The sequence below is a fragment of the Burkholderia sp. HI2714 genome (assembly GCF_002223085.1).
Taxonomy (GTDB): Bacteria; Pseudomonadota; Gammaproteobacteria; order Burkholderiales; family Burkholderiaceae; genus Burkholderia; species Burkholderia lata_D.
Genome location: NZ_NKFM01000026.1, coordinates 1 through 15,227, shown reverse-complemented (window position 1 = coordinate 15,227; position 15,227 = coordinate 1). Strand labels below are relative to the sequence as shown.

Genomic DNA, 15,227 nt, shown 5'->3' with positions numbered 1-15,227 from the left:
CGAGGCATTGCGGCGCGTGACGCGCGCCGTCGTCCGTCATGCGGGGCGATCCCGCAGCCGGGCCGTTGCGGCCCGGCCGGTCACACATCCGTTCAGTTGAGCGCCATGCTCAGCCTGCGCCGCCACCCGGCGACGAGATCCGGGCGATCGCCGGCCAGTTCGAACACCGAGATCAGCGTGCGGCGGCCGAGATCGTCGCCGTACGCGCGGTCGCGCGTGACGATTTCCAGCAACTGCTCCACCGCGCCTTCGTACGCCCGCCGCGCGATCAGGCTCTGCGCCAGATCGAAGCGCGCGTCGAGGTCGGCCGGGTTCGCCGCGATGCGCGCTTCGAGCGCATCGGTCGGCGGCAGGTCGGCCGTGGCGTCGAGTGCGTCGAAACGGGTCTTGATCGCCTGGTAGCGTGGATCGCCGTTCTGCACGGTCTGCGGCGACAGGCGCTCGGTCTCGGCGCGTGCCGCGTCGACCTGGTTGTTCGCGAGCAGCAGTTCGATCAAATCAAGGCGGGCGTCGTCGAAGCCGGGGTTCAGCGCGAGCGCCGCCTCGAGGTGCGTGAGCGCGTCGTCGTAGCGCGCCTCGGCCATCGCGTACTGCGCGGCACGCCGTTCGGCTTCCTCGGGTGCCGGCAGCAGCCGGTCGAGGAAGGCGCGCAGCTGGCCTTCGGGCAGCACGCCGACGAACTGGTCGACCGGGCGCCCGTCGGCGAACGCGATCACGTGCGGGATGCTGCGCGTCTGGAAGTGCGCGGCCAGTTCCTGGTTCTCGTCGACGTTGACCTTCACGAGCTTCCAGCGGCCTTCGTAGTCGCCTTCGAGCTTTTCCAGCAGCGGGCCGAGCGTCTTGCAGGGGCCGCACCACGGCGCCCAGAAGTCGACCAGCACGGGTGCGTCCAGCGACGCCTCGATGACGTCTTTCTCGAATGTGGCAAGCGTGGTGTCCATGTCGTTCTCTTCCGTTCGAATATCGTCAGGATGGGGGCGGCGCGCCCCTTTTTCAACGCGGCTTCGACTCGGGCAGCGGAATCCACTCCGTCTCGCCCGGCACCTTGCCCATTTCCTGGCGCGTCCAGGCTTCTTTCGCTCGCTCGATCGCCTCGCGGCTGCTGGCGACGAAATTCCATTCGATGAAGCGCTCGCCGTCGATCTTGTCGCCGCCGAGCAGCATCGCACGCGCGCCGCTGCCGCTCGTCAGCGTGACCACGGCGCCGGGGGCGAGCACGGCCATCTGCTCGGCCGGCACGGGCGTGCCGTCGATCGCGAGCTCGCCATCGACCACGTAGACCGCGCGCTCCTCGTGCGACGCGTCGAGTGCGAGACGGCCGCCGGCCGCGAATTCAGCCGCGACGTACAGCGTGCGCGAGAACGTCGTGACCGGCGAGCGCAGCCCGAACGCGTCGCCGGCGATCACCGTCAGCGATACGCCGTCCTCGCTGCGCTTCGGCAGCGTGTCGGCCGCATGGTGCTCGAACGACGGCTCGGTCGTCTCGTGCGCGCGCGGCAGCGCGACCCAGGTCTGGATCCCGTGCACGGTGTGGCCGTGTTCGCGCTGCGCGTCGGGCGTGCGTTCGGAGTGGACGATCCCGCGGCCGGCCGTCATCCAGTTCACGTCACCGGGCACGATCTCCTGCAGCGAGCCGAGGCTGTCGCGGTGCAGGATCGCGCCGTCGAACAGGTAGGTGACGGTGGCGAGGCCGATATGCGGGTGCGGGCGCACGTCGAGCCCCGTGCCGGGTGGCAGCGTGGCGGGCCCCATGTGATCGAAGAAGATGAACGGGCCGACGAGGCGGGCGGCGAGCGCGGGCAGCGTGCGGCGCACCTGCAGGTTGCCGATGTCGCGAACGTGCGGCTTCAGCAGGGCTTTGATCGGAGCGGTCATGACGGATCCTGTGGGGGCGGCGGGGGATGCCGGTCATTGTACTGGCCTCCGCCGCCGATTCCATGTGCGCCGCGCGGGTATCGGGCCGGGGGCTGAAACCCGGTAGACTGACCGGCTTCTCAGAGGAAAACGCCGGGCCGCCCCGGGTTTTCCGCCTCGAAGGCAGTCCTCTCGGGGCGTCCGTCGCAACGCGACAGGGCCTGAGCGCACCTTGCACGACCATTCGACAATCGAGGAGACGCCGATGATGGCCCCGAAGGACTTGCTGCTTGCGCTGGTCGTGATCCTGGCATGGGGCGTGAACTTCGTCGTGATCAAGGTCGGCCTGCACGGGATGCCGCCGATGCTGCTCGGCGCGCTGCGCTTCACGCTCGCGGCCGTGCCCGCGGTGTTCTTCGTGCGCCGGCCGCAGATTCCGTGGCGCCTGCTGGTGCTGTACGGCGCGACGATCCAGCTCGGCCAGTTCGTGTTCCTGTTCACCGGCATGTACGTCGGCATGCCGGCCGGCCTCGCGTCGCTCGTGCTGCAGTCGCAGGCATTCTTCACGCTCGTCTTTGCGATGCTGTTCCTCGGCGAGCGGCTGCGCATGCAGAACCTGCTCGGCCTTGCGATCGCCGCGGGCGGGCTCGTCGTGATCGCGGCGCAGGGCGGCCGCGCGATGACGCTCGCGGGCTTCCTGCTGACGATCTGCTCGGCCGCGATGTGGGCGTTCGGCAACATCGTCACGAAGAAGGTCGGCCGTGCGAACCTCGTGTCGCTCGTCGTGTGGGCTAGCCTCGTGCCGCCCGTGCCGTTTTTCCTGCTGTCGCTGTGGTTCGAAGGGCCGCAGCGGATCGCGACCGCGCTCGCCGGGCTGAACGGTGCGTCGATCTTCGCGGTCGTCTATCTCGCGTTCGTCGCGACGCTGCTCGGCTACGGGCTGTGGAGCCGCCTGTTGTCGCGCTATCCGGCCGCGCAGGTCGCGCAGTTCTCGCTGCTGGTGCCGATCGTCGGCCTCGCGTCGTCGGCGCTGCTGCTCGACGAGCATCTGACGCAAACGCAACTGATCGGCACCGCGCTCGTGATGGGCGGGCTCGCGGTGAACGTGTTCGGCGGGAAACTGATGCGCCGCTTCGCGGCGTCGTGACGCGCCGGCACGCACTGCGTGCCGGCGGCGGGGCGGGGTGGCCGGGTACGGCCGTCAGGCCATCCGGCTCTTCGCAAGCGGCGGATTCGCGGCGAAATAACGCTTGATGCCGCGGAAGATCGCGTCGGCCATCTGGTCGCGATAGCCGTCGTCGTTCAGCCGGCTCTCTTCTTCCGGGTTGCTGATGAAGGCCGTTTCAACGAGGATCGACGGAATGTCGGGCGCCTTCAGTACCGCGAACCCGGCCTGCTCGACCGAGCCCTTGTGCAGCTTGTTGATGCCGCCGACTTCCTTCAGCACGTAGTTGCCGTAGCGCAGCGAATCGCGGATCTGCGCGGTCGTCGACATGTCGAACAGCGCGCGGTTCACGGCCGCGTCCGCCGTCTTGATGTTGATGCCGCCGATCAGGTCGGACGAATTCTCCTTGTTCGCCATCCAGCGCGCCGCGGCGCTCGTCGCGCCGTGGTCGGACAGCGCGAACACCGACGAGCCGCGTGCGGACGGCGTCGTGAATGCATCGGCGTGGATCGACACGAACAGGTCGGCGCCCACGCGGCGCGCCTTCTGCACGCGCACGTTCAGCGGCACGAAGAAATCGGCGTCGCGCGTCATCATCGCGCGCATGTTCGGTGCGCTGTCGATCTTCGCGCGCAGCTTCTTCGCGATGTCGAGCGCGATATGCTTCTCGTACGTGCCGCCGCCGCCGATCGCGCCCGGATCCTCGCCGCCGTGGCCCGGATCGATCGCCACCGTCAGCAGGCGAACGGTGCTGCCCTTGCCGGATTTCGGCGCGGTGAACTTGTAGGTGTCGCCATCGTCGTCGCTGTCGTCGCGGCGTGCGATGACGGGCGGCGGCTTGACGGCCGGCTTCGCGGGCGTCGAAGGCGTGGCGGGCGGCGTGTGCGGCGTGGCCGGCGTGTTCTGCGCGAAGCGCTGGAAGAACGCATCGCTGTTGTCGCCCGCGCCGGGAGGCGGGGTACCGGGGCCGGCCAGCGTGGACGGCGGCTGCATCTGCTGCGCGCGCGCGTTGTCGTTGAGCGCCTGTTCCTTGCGTTCCGTCTGCGCGATCAGGTCGGACAGCGGATCGGGCGCGACGGCCGGATACAGGTCGAACACGAGCCGGTACTTGTAGGTGCCGACCGGCGGCAGCGTGAACACCTGCGGCTTCACCGAGCCTTTCAGGTCGAACACCATCCGCACGACGTGCGGCTGATACTGGCCGACACGCACCGACTGGATTTGCGGATCGTTCGGCGCGATCTTCGACACGAGGTCGCGCAGCGCCTGGTCGAGGTCGAGGCCGGTCAGGTCGACGACGAGACGGTCGGGACCCTGCAGCAGCTGTTGGCTATTCTGCAGCGGCTGGTCGGATTCGATCGTGACGCGCGTGTAATCGCGAGCGGGCCACACGCGCACGCCGAGCACCGACGACGCGCGTGCGAGCCGCGGTGCGACGAGACCGAGCACCAGCGTCGACGCGCCCGCGCACAGGATCTGGCGGCGCCGCCAGTTGTGCGTCGCGGTGGCCGCCGATTCGATCGAGCGGAACGGTTTGATCAACATCTTTCGAGACATGCCTTTCCTGAAGCGCTGTACGCCCGGACGGTGAGGGCGCGGCCGTCGCCGTCCACGTCGAGCGAGAAAACCAGATCGGGTACGCCGAGCAGCGTGCCTGCCTGTTGTGGCCATTCGACGAGGCAGATCGCGCTGGAATTGAAATATTCGCGAAAGCCCGCGTCGGACCATTCGGCCGGATCGTTGAAACGATACAGATCGAAGTGATAGACCTCGAGTTCCCCATCGTCGCGTTCGAGCGCGTACGGCTCGACGAGCGTATAGGTCGGGCTGCGCACGCGCCCCGTGTGGCCGAGGCCGCGCAGGATCGCGCGCACGAGGGACGTCTTGCCCGCGCCGAGATCGCCGACCAGCTGGATCTGCAGCCCGTCGAACGCATGCGCGCGGGCGAGCTCGGTGCGCGCCGCGTCGAGCGCGTGCGCGAAGCGGGTGCCGAAGGCCTCGGTCGCCGCTTCGTCGGCGAGCGCGATCACGCGCTCCGCGAGCGGGGCGGGCAGCATGGCGTCGTGAGGCGGATGGCTTGGCGTGGCTGGCATTCTCGTAAAATAGTGCGATGAACCGATTACCGGAACTCGCCGCATCCGACAGACCTTCGACTCGTGCCGAAGGCGCGGCACCGTGCGCGCTCGACGATGCGGCGTTGACTGCGCTCGCCGCGCGCATCAGGGCGTGGGGGCGCGAATTGGGTTTCGGGGCGATCGGCATCAGCGATACCGATCTCTCGGATGCCGAAGCAGGCCTCGCCGCCTGGCTGGAAGCCGGATACCACGGCGAAATGGATTATATGGCGAAACATGGGATGAAACGCGCGCGTCCGGCCGAACTTGTGGCCGGTACGCGACGCGTGATCTCCGCCCGGCTCGCCTATTTACCGGCCGAAACGCTCGCCGCCGACGCGGCTGAAAGCGAGCCGGGCGCGCTCGTACTGCACGACTGGCGTGCACGCGAACGGGCCCGGCTCGACGATCCGCAGGCGGCCGTCGTATCGATCTACGCGCGCGGCCGCGACTATCACAAGGTGCTGCGCAACCGCCTGCAGACGCTCGCCGAGCGCATCGAGCAGGAGATCGGCGCGTTCGGCTACCGCGTGTTCACCGATTCGGCGCCCGTGCTCGAGGTCGAGCTCGCGCAGAAGGCCGGCGTCGGCTGGCGCGGCAAGCACACGCTGCTGCTGCAGCGCGATGCGGGCTCGCTGTTCTTCCTCGGCGAGATCTACGTCGACGTTCCGCTGCCGACCGACGCGCACACGTCCCCCGACACCGCGCCCGAGACACCCGGCGCGCACTGCGGCAGTTGCACCCGCTGCATCGACGCCTGCCCGACCGGTGCGATCGTCGAGCCGTACCGCGTCGATGCGCGCCGCTGCATCTCGTACCTGACGATCGAACTGAAAGGCAGTATCCCCGAGCCGCTGCGGCCGATGATCGGCAATCGCGTGTACGGCTGCGACGACTGCCAGCTCGTGTGCCCGTGGAACAAGTTCGCGCAGGCCGCGCCCGTCGCCGATTTCGACGTGCGGCACGGCCTCGATCGCGCGACGCTCGTCGAGCTGTTTGCGTGGGACGCGGACGCGTTCGATACGCGGATGCAGGGCAGTGCGATCCGGCGCATCGGCTACGAAAGCTGGCTGCGCAATCTCGCGGTCGGGCTCGGCAATGCGCTGCGCGCGGACGCGGGCCGGCTCACGCCGCAGGCGCGCGATGCGATCGTCGCCGCGTTGCGCGCGCGGGCCGACGATCCGTCGCCGGTCGTGCGCGAGCACGTTGAATGGGCGCTGCGTGCCGCGTGAAGGCGGCGTAAAGTGTCGTCGGCGCGCGGGGGTGCCGCGCGCATCCATCGGTCAGGAGAGGGCCATGTTCAATGCAGTCATCGACGCGCCGTTCGGCAAGGTCGGCATCCGCACGGATGCCGCGGTGGTGCGCGAGATCGTCTATCTGCCCGAATCGGTGAAGTCGGTCGATCCGGATTCGCCGCTCGCGAAGCGCGCGGTCAAGCAGATCGAACGGTATTTCGAGCGTGCGTCGGCGCGCTTCGACCTGCCGCTCGCCGAAGTCGGCAGCGCGTTCCAGCACCGCGTGTGGGACGTGATCAGCGATATTCCGCCCGGCACGGTGCTGACCTACGGGCAGGTCGCGAAGCGGATCGGCAGCGCGCCGCGCGCGGTCGGCCAGGCGTGCGGCGCGAACTACTTCCCGCTCGTGATCCCGTGCCATCGCGTCGTCGCGGCGGGCGGCCTCGGCGGCTTCGCAAACCACGACGACAACGGTTATTACCAGAAAGTGAAGCGCTGGCTGCTGGCGCACGAAGGCGTGCCGTACTGATGAGTGAATCGCTGATGTCCCCCGAAGTCGACGGCGATGCCGTCGAGATGTCGCCCGCGTTGCTCGCGAGCCGCGCGTCGATCGACGTGTTTTGCGATGCGCTGTGGCTCGAGCACGGGCTTGCGCGCAACACGCTCGATGCGTATCGGCGTGATCTGGTGCTGTTTTCACAATGGCTGGCGGAGACGTACGACGCGTCGCTCGATTCGGTCGACGAAGCGATGGTGACGGGCTACATCGCCGCGCGCAGCGACGGCAAGGCGACGTCGTCGAACCGGCGGCTTTCCGTGTTCCGGCGCTATTACGGCTGGGCCGTGCGCGAGCATCGTGCGAGCGCCGACCCGACGCTGCGGATCCTGTCCGCGAAACAGGCCGCCCGGTTTCCGTCGACGCTGTCGGAGGCGCAGGTCGAGGCGCTGCTCGGTGCGCCCGACGTCGGCACGCCGCTCGGCCTGCGCGATCGCACGATGCTCGAGCTGATGTATGCGAGCGGGCTGCGCGTGAGCGAGCTCGTGATGCTGAAGACCGTCGAGGTCGGGCTCAACGAGGGCGTCGTGCGCGTGATGGGCAAGGGCTCGAAGGAGCGGCTCGTGCCGTTCGGCGAAGTCGCGCAAGGGTGGATCGAGCGCTACCTGCGCGAGGCGCGGCCGGCGCTGCTCGGTGCGCGCGCGGCCGACGCGCTGTTCGTGACCGCGCGCGGCGACGGGATGACGCGCCAGCAGTTCTGGAACATCATCAAGCGCCACGCGCAGCACGCGGACGTGCGCGCGCACCTGTCGCCGCACACGCTGCGGCACGCGTTCGCGACGCACTTGCTGAACCATGGCGCCGACCTGCGCGTCGTGCAGCTGCTGCTCGGCCACAGCGATATCTCGACCACGCAGATCTATACGCACGTTGCACGCGAGCGCTTGAAGACGCTGCACGCGCAACACCATCCGCGCGGTTAGCGCATCCGGCGCGGCGCCGCCCGCGCCACGTGCGACGGCCTGCCCAATTCAGACCAGCTCGCGCAACTTGTGCTTCAGCACCTTGCCCGTCGACGCGGCCGGCAGCGCGTCGAGCACGCGGAGGTGCGCGGGGCGCTTGTAAGGCGCGAGCCGCTCCGCACACCATGCGTGCAATGCCGCTTCGTCTGCCGTCGCGCCGGGCACGAGCTCGACGAACGCGAGCACTTCCTCGTTGCCTTCGACCGCGCGGCCGATGACGGCCGCCTGCACGACGTCCGGATGCGCGTTCAGTACCTGCTCGACTTCGACCGGATAGACGTTGAAGCCCGACCGGATGATCAGCTCCTTGCTCCGGCCCGCGATCGTTACCGCGCCGTCCGCCTCCTGCCGCGCGAGGTCGCCGGTGCTCAGCCAGCCGTCCGGCGACACGGCCGCGTGCGTGGCGTCCGCGTTGCGGTAGTAGCCGAGCATCACGTTCGGCCCTCGCACGCGGATCTCGCCGACTTCACCCGGCGGCACGTCGGTGCCGTCCGGCGCGACGATCCGCATCTCCACGCCGGGAATCGGCACGCCGACCGAGCTGTCGGTGCGCGGCGCGTCGAGCGGCGTCTGCGTGATCGTCGGGCTGCTTTCGGTCATCCCGTAGCCGTTGTGCAGCGGCACGCCGTACAGGCGCTCGACACGCGCCTTCAGGTTCGCGTCGAGCGGCGAGCCGCCCGAATACGCGAAGCGCAGGCGCGGTGCGCGCCACGCGTGACCGTGCGTGTGCAGGTGTTCGAGCAGCTTGGCGTGCATCGCGGGTACGCCCTGGAAGATCGTGACGCCTTCGTCGGCGAGCGCGACGCGCACGGCTTCCGGCGAGAAGCGCGGCGCGAGCCGCAGCGTCGCGCCCGCGTACAGGCTGCCGAGGCAGACCGACGCGAGCCCGTACACGTGCGACACGGGCAGCACCGTGTAGACGACGTCGTCGGGCGACACGCGGCGCAGCGTGCTCGAGGTCGCCGCGATGAACAGCAGGTTGCGATGCGACAGCATCACGCCTTTCGGCGTGCCGGTCGTGCCGGTCGTGTAGATCAGCGCCGCGCATTGCGCGGCACCGTCGGCGGCGACCGGTTCGCCCGGCGCGCTCGCGTCGACGTGGTACGACCATGCGCCGACGTCGACCGGCAGTGCGCCGGCGGGCGTTGCGGCGTACCGCGCGGCATGCGTGCGCGCGTCGGGCGATGCGTCGGTGGTGAACGCGATCAGCTTCGGCCGCGCATGCGCGGCGATCGCGTCGAGCTCACCGGCGGACAACCGCGCGTTCGACACGAGTGCCCACGCGTCGAGGCGGGCGACTGCGAACAGCAGCACGATTTGCGCGACGCAGTTTTCGGCGACGATCATCACGCGGTCGCCGCCTTGCACGCCGAGGTTGGCAAGCAGCGCGGCTGCCGCATCGACGGCCTGCGACAGGTCGCCGTACGACAGGCGGCGCGCGTCCTCGATCAGCGCCGGATGCGCGGGCGCCTGCGCGGCCCACCGTGCGGGCACGTCGGCGATGCGGCGAGGCAGCGCGGCGAGCAGTGCGTCGACGTCGAGCGGCTCGGAAGAACGGAGGGACGAGAGCATGGCGTCTCCAGAAAAAGGGCGGGCGGCGGCTGACGAGGTTGGCGAACGATCGTGCCATGACGGCGCGCGCGCCACAATCGGCCATTCGGGCAATAGCGCTTCGCGATGTCCGCAATGATGATGGACGGAATCGTTGCGGCGCCGCAGCAGGCCGCCCGGCGAAAAAACGGGCCGCGAGTATACCGCCGGGCCGGCGCGAGGGCGTTATCGCGCGCGCCGGTCGTTCACCATTAAAATGCCGCCATGAGCAAATCCAGGCATGTGTCCGAAACCCCCGCGACCCAGTTGCTGCGCCGCCACGGCGTTGCGTTCGGCGAGCATCCGTACGACTACGTCGAGCACGGCGGCACCGGCGAATCGGCCCGCCAGCTCGGCGTCGACGAGCACAGCGTCGTGAAGACGCTCGTGATGGAAGACGAGCACGCGAAGCCGCTGATCGTGCTGATGCACGGCGACCGCACCGTGTCGACGAAGAACCTCGCGCGGCAGATCGGCGCGAAGCGCGTCGAGCCGTGCAAGCCCGAGGTCGCGAACCGCCATTCGGGCTATCTCGTCGGCGGCACGTCGCCGTTCGGCACGCGCAAGACGATGCCCGTCTACGTCGAGGCGACGATCCTCGAGCTGCCGACGATCTACCTGAACGGCGGGCGTCGCGGCTACCTCGTCAGCCTCGCGCCGGCCGTGCTCACGTCGCTGCTCGGCGCGCAGCCCGTGCAGTGCGCCAGTGCCGACTGAGGGTTTCACCTTCGTGGCAGGCCGCGCGCGTTCGGTAGAATGGGCGCCGTTTCGGCGTGCCGCGCGCAGCCGTCCCTTTACCGATACGTTGAAAGAAGAGTCCTCCGCATGCAGATCCTGCTCGCCGCCCTCGTTGCCTACCTGATCGGTTCGGTGTCATTCGCCGTCGTCGTCAGTGGCGCGATGGGCCTGGCCGACCCGCGTTCGTACGGGTCGAAGAATCCCGGCGCGACCAACGTGCTGCGCAGCGGCAACAAGAAGGCCGCGATCCTGACGCTCGTCGGGGATGCATTCAAGGGCTGGATTGCCGTCTGGCTCGCCCGGCGCTTCGGCCTGCCCGACGTCGCGGTCGCATGGGTCGCGATCGCCGTGTTCCTCGGCCACCTGTATCCGGTGTTCTTCCGCTTCCAGGGCGGCAAGGGCGTCGCGACCGCGGCCGGTGTACTGCTCGCGGTGCACCCGGTGCTCGGGCTCGCGACCGCGCTGACCTGGCTGATCGTCGCGTTCTTCTTCCGCTATTCGTCGCTCGCGGCGTTGGTGGCGGCCGTGTTCGCGCCGGTGTTCGACGTGTTCCTGTTCGGCACGGGCCACAACCCGGTCGCGTGGGCCGTGCTCGCGATGAGCGTGCTGCTCGTGTGGCGCCACCGCGGCAACATTTCGAAGCTGCTGGCGGGGCAGGAAAGCCGGATCGGCGACAAGAAGAAGGCGGCCGCGGATGGCGGCGCGCAGGACGGCGGGAAAGCCTGAGGAAGCGCGGCGCTTGGCCGCAGCCGGGCGCGCCGCGTGTGCGGGGCCCGGCGGGATGACGTGACGGATCGCCCGGCGATCAGTCGCGGAAGTTGTTGAAGTCGAGCGGCGTGTCGGTCACGTCCTTGCGCAGCATCGCGATCACGCTCTGCAGGTCGTCGCGCTTCGTGCCGTTCACGCGCACGGCGTCGCCCTGGATGCTCGCCTGCACCTTGATCTTGCTGTCCTTCACGAGGCGCACGATCTTCTTCGCGAGATCGCCGGTCACGCCTTTCTTCACGGTGACGATCTGCTTGACCTTGTCGCCGCCGATCTTCTCGACCTTGCCGTAGTCGAGGAAGCGCACGTCGACGTTGCGCTTCGCCAGCTTGCCGATCAGCACGTCCTTGACCTGGCCCAGCTTGAAATCGTCATCGGCGAACAGCGTCAGCTCGCGTTCCTTCTGCTCGACGCGCGCGTCGGAGCCCTTGAAGTCGAAGCGCGTCGAAATTTCCTTGTTCGACTGCTCGATGGCGTTCTTCACTTCGATCATGTTCGCTTCGGAAACGACGTCGAACGATGGCATGGCATTCCTCCCTTGAGATGCGGGCACCCGGCTCGCGCGCGGGCACTCGCTATAATTGCGGACTGTTTGCCATTTTACCGATGCCCCTCCGTTTGCCCAAGGCCGGCCATGCGCCGACCGGGCGGACGTGACCGCGAATGCCGATGCCTCCTGACGATTCCACCCTGTCGCTGCTTCCCGACCATCCGCTCGCCGCGCACAACACGTTCGGCATCGCCGCGACCGCGCGCTTTGCCGCGCGCATTACGCACGCGTCGCAGTTCGAGGCGCTCCATCGCGACCCGCGCGTCGCGAACCTGCCGCAGCTCGTGCTCGGCGGCGGCAGCAACGTCGTGTTCACGCGCGACTTCGACGGCGTCGTGCTGCTCGACGAGATCGCGGGGCGCCGCGTCGTGCGCGAGGACGACGACGCGTGGTACGTCGAGGCCGGCGGCGGCGAGAACTGGCACGCATTCGTCGCGTGGACGCTCGAGCACGGGATGGCGGGCCTCGAGAACCTCGCGCTGATTCCCGGCACGGTCGGCGCCGCGCCCATCCAGAACATCGGCGCATACGGCCTCGAGATGAAGGCGTATTTCGACTCGCTGGTCGCGGTCGAGCTGGCGACGGGGCGCAGCGAGCATTTCGACGCCGCGCGCTGCGCGTTCGGCTATCGCGACAGCTTCTTCAAGCGGGAAGGGCGCGGCCGGTTCGCGATCGTGTCGGTGACGTTCCGGTTGCCGAAGCAATGGGCGCCGCGGCTCGGCTACGCGGACGTCACACGCGAGCTCGACGCACGTGGCATTGCAGCCGACGCGGCCACGGCGCGCGACGTGTTCGACGCGGTCGTCGCGATCCGCCGCGCGAAGCTGCCCGATCCGCTCGTCCTCGGCAACGCGGGCAGTTTCTTCAAGAATCCGGTGATCGATGCCGCGCAGTTCGATGCGCTGCGCGCCCGCGCGCCGGAAGTCGTGTCGTATCCGCAGCCGGACGGGCAGGTCAAGCTCGCGGCCGGCTGGCTGATCGACCGCTGCGGCTGGAAGGGGCGCGCGCTGGGCGCGGCGGCCGTGCACGACCGCCAGGCGCTCGTGCTCGTCAATCGCGGCGGCGCGACCGGTGCCGACGTGCTTGCGCTGGCGCAGGCGATCCAGGCCGACGTACGCGCACGTTTCGGCGTCGAACTCGAGCCCGAACCGGTCTGTCTGTAACGCGGGTTTGGCGCAGCTTGTCTCGCGCCCAAACAAAAAGCGCCGATCGACGATCGGCGCTTTTTTCATGGATGGTGAGTTGCCGGCGCGTCAGTGCTTGAGGCGGCCGAGCAGCAGGAACTCCATCAGTGCCTTCTGCACGTGCAGGCGGTTTTCCGCTTCGTCCCACACGACGCTCTGCGGGCCGTCGATCACGCCGGCCGTCACTTCCTCGCCGCGGTGCGCGGGCAGGCAGTGCATGAAGAGGGCGTCCGGGTTCGCGTGGCCCATCATTTCCTCGTCGACACACCAGTCGGCGAACGCCTGCTTGCGGGCCTCGTTCTCGGCCTCGAAGCCCATGCTCGTCCATACGTCGGTGGTGACGAGATCGGCGCCCTTGCACGCTTCGTTCGGATCGTCGAACACTTCGTAGAACGGCGCGCTGTCGGGCGATACGAGCTTCATGTCGAGCGCGTAGCCGGGCGGCGTGGACAGGCGCAGCTTGAAGCCGAGGATCTGCGCGGCTTCGATCCACGTGTAGAGCATGTTGTTCGCATCGCCGACCCACGCGACGGTCTTGCCGGCGATCGGGCCGCGGTGCTCGTAATACGTGAAGATGTCGGCGAGCACCTGGCACGGGTGGTACTCGTTCGTCAGGCCGTTGATCACCGGCACGCGGGAATTGTCCGCGAAGCGCTTGATGACGTCCTGCTCGAACGTGCGGATCATGATGATGTCGACCATCCGCGAGATGACCTGAGCGGAATCCTCGACGGGTTCGCCGCGGCCGAGCTGCGTGTCGCGCGTGCTCATGAAGACGGCGTGGCCGCCGAGCTGGAAGATCCCGGCTTCGAACGACAGGCGCGTGCGCGTCGAGCTCTTCTCGAAGATCATCGCGAGCGTGCGGTCGTGCAGCGGGTGATAGGTCTCGTAGTTCTTGAACTTGCGCTTCAGGATACCCGTGCGTTCGAGCACGTACTCGTAGTCTTCCAGCGAGAAATCCTTGAACTGCAGGTAGTGACGAATGGTTTTGGCGGTCATGAAGCGAAATACGGCGGGTTGCACCCGGCAGCAAGGCCGGACGGCGCCGCCGTCGGGTGTGGATAACTCAAAGCAGCATAAAGGATTTTCTGTGCTTTGACGAGCCGCGGAAAGAGCCGGGGCTCGATCGCCGCGCGCGGCAGGCGACGCAGGAGGAGGGGTGTCGGGACGGCGCGCGATGGCGCGCTGCGGTATAATCCAAAAGTTTTCTCCAGCCCGGCAGGCAAGCCTTTTCGCGCTCTGCCGGACACAAGCCGTGCGCTGCACAAATCCGGTGCAGTCCGCCGGTGGCGCGCACCGACGTCCCGTTTTCGGGATATCGGACTGCTTGTGCCGCCGTCCGTTTCAGCTTTGTGTTCGCGTATCCAGGCGCCGTTGCCTGGACATCGCCGGGCCGTCACTTGGGTAACCACATGGCTGAAACCCCTCCGACCGAATTCTTCATCCAGGGCATCACGAAAGACGGGAAAAAGTTTCGCCCGAGCGACTGGTCGGAACGTCTGGCCGGTGTGATGGCCTGCTTCGGGCCGGGGGCGAGCGGGCCGAACGCGCGCCTCAAGTATTCGCTCTACGTGCGTCCGACGATGCTCGGCGACCTGAAATGCGTGATCCTCGATTCCCGGCTGCGCGATGTCGAGCCGATGGCGTTCGATTTCGTGCTGAATTTCGCGAAGGACAACAACCTCGTCGTGACCGAGGCGTGCGAACTGCCGGACTACGGCGCGAAGAAGTGATGCCGGTGCGGGCGAGGGCGCTTGCCGCGCCCGCCCTCGTGGCAACCGTCGTCGGCTGGCAGGATGCGCCGGCGACAGGCGACAAAAAAGCCCGCCTAGGCGGGCTTTTTTGCGATCGCAGGAAACAGGAACGCCCGCGTGAGCGGGCGCACCGGATTTACGCTGCTGCCTGCAGACCCTTGACGGCTGCGGCCAGGCGGCTCTTGCTGCGAGCGGCCTTGTTCTTGTGAACGATCTTCTTGTCGGCGATCGTGTCGATCGTCTTCACGGCAGCCTTGAACAGCTCGGCAGCCTTTGCCTGGTCGCCGGCTTCAACAGCCTTGCGAACCGACTTGATCGCGGTACGGAATTTCGAGCGCAGCGCCGAGTTGTGCGAGTTTGCCTTCGCGGCCTGGCGGGCGCGCTTGCGTGCTTGTGCGGAGTTAGCCATGACGGTTCCTTATCCTGTCCTGTTTCCAGAGCTTGGAGCCTGACGGCCAAGCGCTGCTTTTCGATCCGTCCCCTGAGAACGATTGCCCAGGGGCGCATAAAAAAACGGTGATTTTAACCGAGGCAGGGACATGAAAACGGCAGTTGCCGTGCATGTACGAGCCCAGAAACCGGCGATTATAGCAACAAAATCAAGCGCGTGGCAAGTTCAACGTGACACCCGCCCAGGGCTTCCGCATGAAGGCCCTTGTCAGGCAAGGCCCAGAACGGACTCGCGCATAGCGGTGTCCCATGCGGCGAGGTTGCGAATGTTTTTCAGGCTGACCTTTTTGGGCTGCTGCTGTTGTGCCAT

General features: G+C 67.9%; 16 protein-coding genes. 8 read left to right on the top strand and 8 right to left on the bottom strand.

Going from position 1 to position 15,227, the window contains the following annotated elements:
• Nucleotides 1–92: 92 nt before the first annotated feature.
• Nucleotides 93–941 carry a thioredoxin gene (gene trxA / locus CFB82_RS14445; protein ID WP_069248701.1) on the bottom strand — a complete coding sequence of 283 codons (849 nt, stop codon included), beginning with the start codon at nt 939–941 and terminating at the stop codon, nt 93–95.
• A 52-nt stretch (nt 942–993) separates the two neighbouring features.
• On the bottom strand, nt 994–1,875 hold the full coding sequence (locus CFB82_RS14440; protein WP_089484480.1) for a pirin family protein: 882 nt from the start codon (nt 1,873–1,875) through the stop codon (nt 994–996).
• Nucleotides 1,876–2,122: 247 nt separating this feature from the next.
• Here CFB82_RS14440 and CFB82_RS14435 point away from each other — a divergent pair, with 247 nt between their 5' ends.
• A complete protein-coding gene (locus tag CFB82_RS14435) occupies nt 2,123–3,001 on the top strand; it encodes an EamA family transporter (RefSeq protein WP_174943614.1) in 879 nt (292 codons plus the stop codon).
• A 54-nt stretch (nt 3,002–3,055) separates the two neighbouring features.
• Here the strand turns inward: CFB82_RS14435 and CFB82_RS14430 are convergent, their stop codons facing one another.
• Both CFB82_RS14430 and tsaE read right to left on the bottom strand, forming a co-directional pair.
• Nucleotides 3,056–4,576 carry an N-acetylmuramoyl-L-alanine amidase gene (locus CFB82_RS14430; protein WP_089484478.1) on the bottom strand — a complete coding sequence of 507 codons (1,521 nt, stop codon included), beginning with the start codon at nt 4,574–4,576 and terminating at the stop codon, nt 3,056–3,058.
• Nucleotides 4,558–5,112 (bottom strand): tRNA (adenosine(37)-N6)-threonylcarbamoyltransferase complex ATPase subunit type 1 TsaE, encoded by a 555-nt coding sequence (gene tsaE, locus CFB82_RS14425; RefSeq protein ID WP_089426181.1) that lies wholly within the window; start codon nt 5,110–5,112, stop codon nt 4,558–4,560. The genes CFB82_RS14430 and tsaE overlap by 19 nt, the downstream gene beginning before the upstream one ends.
• Nucleotides 5,113–5,129: 17 nt before the next feature.
• Between tsaE and queG the strand changes: the two genes are divergently transcribed.
• The 3 genes from queG to xerD all read left to right on the top strand — a co-directional run bounded on the left by queG (nt 5,130) and on the right by xerD (nt 7,847).
• Entirely contained in the window at nt 5,130–6,365 is a 1,236-nt protein-coding gene (queG, locus tag CFB82_RS14420; protein ID WP_069248696.1) for a tRNA epoxyqueuosine(34) reductase QueG, read from the top strand.
• Nucleotides 6,366–6,429: 64 nt separating this feature from the next.
• Nucleotides 6,430–6,897 (top strand): methylated-DNA--[protein]-cysteine S-methyltransferase, encoded by a 468-nt coding sequence (locus tag CFB82_RS14415; RefSeq protein ID WP_034190552.1) that lies wholly within the window; start codon nt 6,430–6,432, stop codon nt 6,895–6,897.
• Nucleotides 6,897–7,847: a site-specific tyrosine recombinase XerD gene (gene xerD, locus CFB82_RS14410; RefSeq protein WP_089484477.1), complete on the top strand. Its 951-nt coding sequence runs from the start codon at nt 6,897–6,899 to the stop codon at nt 7,845–7,847. Before CFB82_RS14415 ends, xerD begins: the two co-directional genes overlap by 1 nt.
• A gap of 48 nt (nt 7,848–7,895) precedes the next feature.
• On the opposite strand, the gene CFB82_RS14405 is transcribed toward xerD, so the two are convergent.
• The gene (locus CFB82_RS14405; RefSeq protein WP_089484476.1) at nt 7,896–9,458 is read right to left on the bottom strand and encodes a class I adenylate-forming enzyme family protein; all 1,563 of its coding nucleotides are present in this window, start codon (nt 9,456–9,458) and stop codon (nt 7,896–7,898) included.
• A 243-nt stretch (nt 9,459–9,701) separates the two neighbouring features.
• Between CFB82_RS14405 and ybaK the strand changes: the two genes are divergently transcribed.
• On the top strand, nt 9,702–10,193 hold the full coding sequence (gene ybaK / locus CFB82_RS14400) for a Cys-tRNA(Pro) deacylase (RefSeq protein WP_069248692.1): 492 nt from the start codon (nt 9,702–9,704) through the stop codon (nt 10,191–10,193).
• 108 nt (nt 10,194–10,301) lie between these two features.
• Nucleotides 10,302–10,940, top strand: coding sequence for a glycerol-3-phosphate 1-O-acyltransferase PlsY (plsY, locus tag CFB82_RS14395; protein ID WP_027789279.1), 639 nt, complete (start codon nt 10,302–10,304; stop codon nt 10,938–10,940).
• A gap of 79 nt (nt 10,941–11,019) precedes the next feature.
• Here plsY and CFB82_RS14390 read toward each other — a convergent pair whose 3' ends face one another.
• Nucleotides 11,020–11,505, bottom strand: a complete 486-nt coding sequence (locus tag CFB82_RS14390) for a YajQ family cyclic di-GMP-binding protein (protein ID WP_039368282.1) — start codon at nt 11,503–11,505, stop codon at nt 11,020–11,022.
• A 137-nt stretch (nt 11,506–11,642) separates the two neighbouring features.
• Between CFB82_RS14390 and murB the strand changes: the two genes are divergently transcribed.
• The gene (murB, locus tag CFB82_RS14385) at nt 11,643–12,692 is read left to right on the top strand and encodes a UDP-N-acetylmuramate dehydrogenase (protein WP_089484475.1); all 1,050 of its coding nucleotides are present in this window, start codon (nt 11,643–11,645) and stop codon (nt 12,690–12,692) included.
• Between the two features lie 90 nt (nt 12,693–12,782).
• On the opposite strand, the gene argF is transcribed toward murB, so the two are convergent.
• The gene (gene argF / locus CFB82_RS14380; protein WP_069248690.1) at nt 12,783–13,712 is read right to left on the bottom strand and encodes an ornithine carbamoyltransferase; all 930 of its coding nucleotides are present in this window, start codon (nt 13,710–13,712) and stop codon (nt 12,783–12,785) included.
• A gap of 413 nt (nt 13,713–14,125) precedes the next feature.
• On the opposite strand from argF, the gene CFB82_RS14370 reads away from it, so the two are divergent.
• On the top strand, nt 14,126–14,446 hold the full coding sequence (locus CFB82_RS14370; RefSeq protein ID WP_069248689.1) for a DUF3579 domain-containing protein: 321 nt from the start codon (nt 14,126–14,128) through the stop codon (nt 14,444–14,446).
• A 157-nt stretch (nt 14,447–14,603) separates the two neighbouring features.
• On the opposite strand, the gene rpsT is transcribed toward CFB82_RS14370, so the two are convergent.
• Nucleotides 14,604–14,876: a 30S ribosomal protein S20 gene (gene rpsT / locus CFB82_RS14365; protein WP_006482211.1), complete on the bottom strand. Its 273-nt coding sequence runs from the start codon at nt 14,874–14,876 to the stop codon at nt 14,604–14,606.
• Nucleotides 14,877–15,227 lie beyond the last annotated feature (351 nt).

What these genes read in the sequence shown, in the direction of transcription:
- trxA (WP_069248701.1), bottom strand. Translation starts at nt 941, where the DNA reads ATGGACACCACGCTTGCCACATTCGAGAAAGACGTCATCGAGGCGTCG.
- CFB82_RS14440 (WP_089484480.1), bottom strand. Translation starts at nt 1,875, where the DNA reads ATGACCGCTCCGATCAAAGCCCTGCTGAAGCCGCACGTTCGCGACATC.
- CFB82_RS14435 (WP_174943614.1), top strand. Translation starts at nt 2,123, where the DNA reads ATGGCCCCGAAGGACTTGCTGCTTGCGCTGGTCGTGATCCTGGCATGG.
- CFB82_RS14430 (WP_089484478.1), bottom strand. Translation starts at nt 4,576, where the DNA reads ATGTCTCGAAAGATGTTGATCAAACCGTTCCGCTCGATCGAATCGGCG.
- tsaE (WP_089426181.1), bottom strand. Translation starts at nt 5,112, where the DNA reads ATGCCAGCCACGCCAAGCCATCCGCCTCACGACGCCATGCTGCCCGCC.
- queG (WP_069248696.1), top strand. Translation starts at nt 5,130, where the DNA reads ATGAACCGATTACCGGAACTCGCCGCATCCGACAGACCTTCGACTCGT.
- CFB82_RS14415 (WP_034190552.1), top strand. Translation starts at nt 6,430, where the DNA reads ATGTTCAATGCAGTCATCGACGCGCCGTTCGGCAAGGTCGGCATCCGC.
- xerD (WP_089484477.1), top strand. Translation starts at nt 6,897, where the DNA reads ATGAGTGAATCGCTGATGTCCCCCGAAGTCGACGGCGATGCCGTCGAG.
- CFB82_RS14405 (WP_089484476.1), bottom strand. Translation starts at nt 9,458, where the DNA reads ATGCTCTCGTCCCTCCGTTCTTCCGAGCCGCTCGACGTCGACGCACTG.
- ybaK (WP_069248692.1), top strand. Translation starts at nt 9,702, where the DNA reads ATGAGCAAATCCAGGCATGTGTCCGAAACCCCCGCGACCCAGTTGCTG.
- plsY (WP_027789279.1), top strand. Translation starts at nt 10,302, where the DNA reads ATGCAGATCCTGCTCGCCGCCCTCGTTGCCTACCTGATCGGTTCGGTG.
- CFB82_RS14390 (WP_039368282.1), bottom strand. Translation starts at nt 11,505, where the DNA reads ATGCCATCGTTCGACGTCGTTTCCGAAGCGAACATGATCGAAGTGAAG.
- murB (WP_089484475.1), top strand. Translation starts at nt 11,643, where the DNA reads ATGCCGATGCCTCCTGACGATTCCACCCTGTCGCTGCTTCCCGACCAT.
- argF (WP_069248690.1), bottom strand. Translation starts at nt 13,712, where the DNA reads ATGACCGCCAAAACCATTCGTCACTACCTGCAGTTCAAGGATTTCTCG.
- CFB82_RS14370 (WP_069248689.1), top strand. Translation starts at nt 14,126, where the DNA reads ATGGCTGAAACCCCTCCGACCGAATTCTTCATCCAGGGCATCACGAAA.
- rpsT (WP_006482211.1), bottom strand. Translation starts at nt 14,876, where the DNA reads ATGGCTAACTCCGCACAAGCACGCAAGCGCGCCCGCCAGGCCGCGAAG.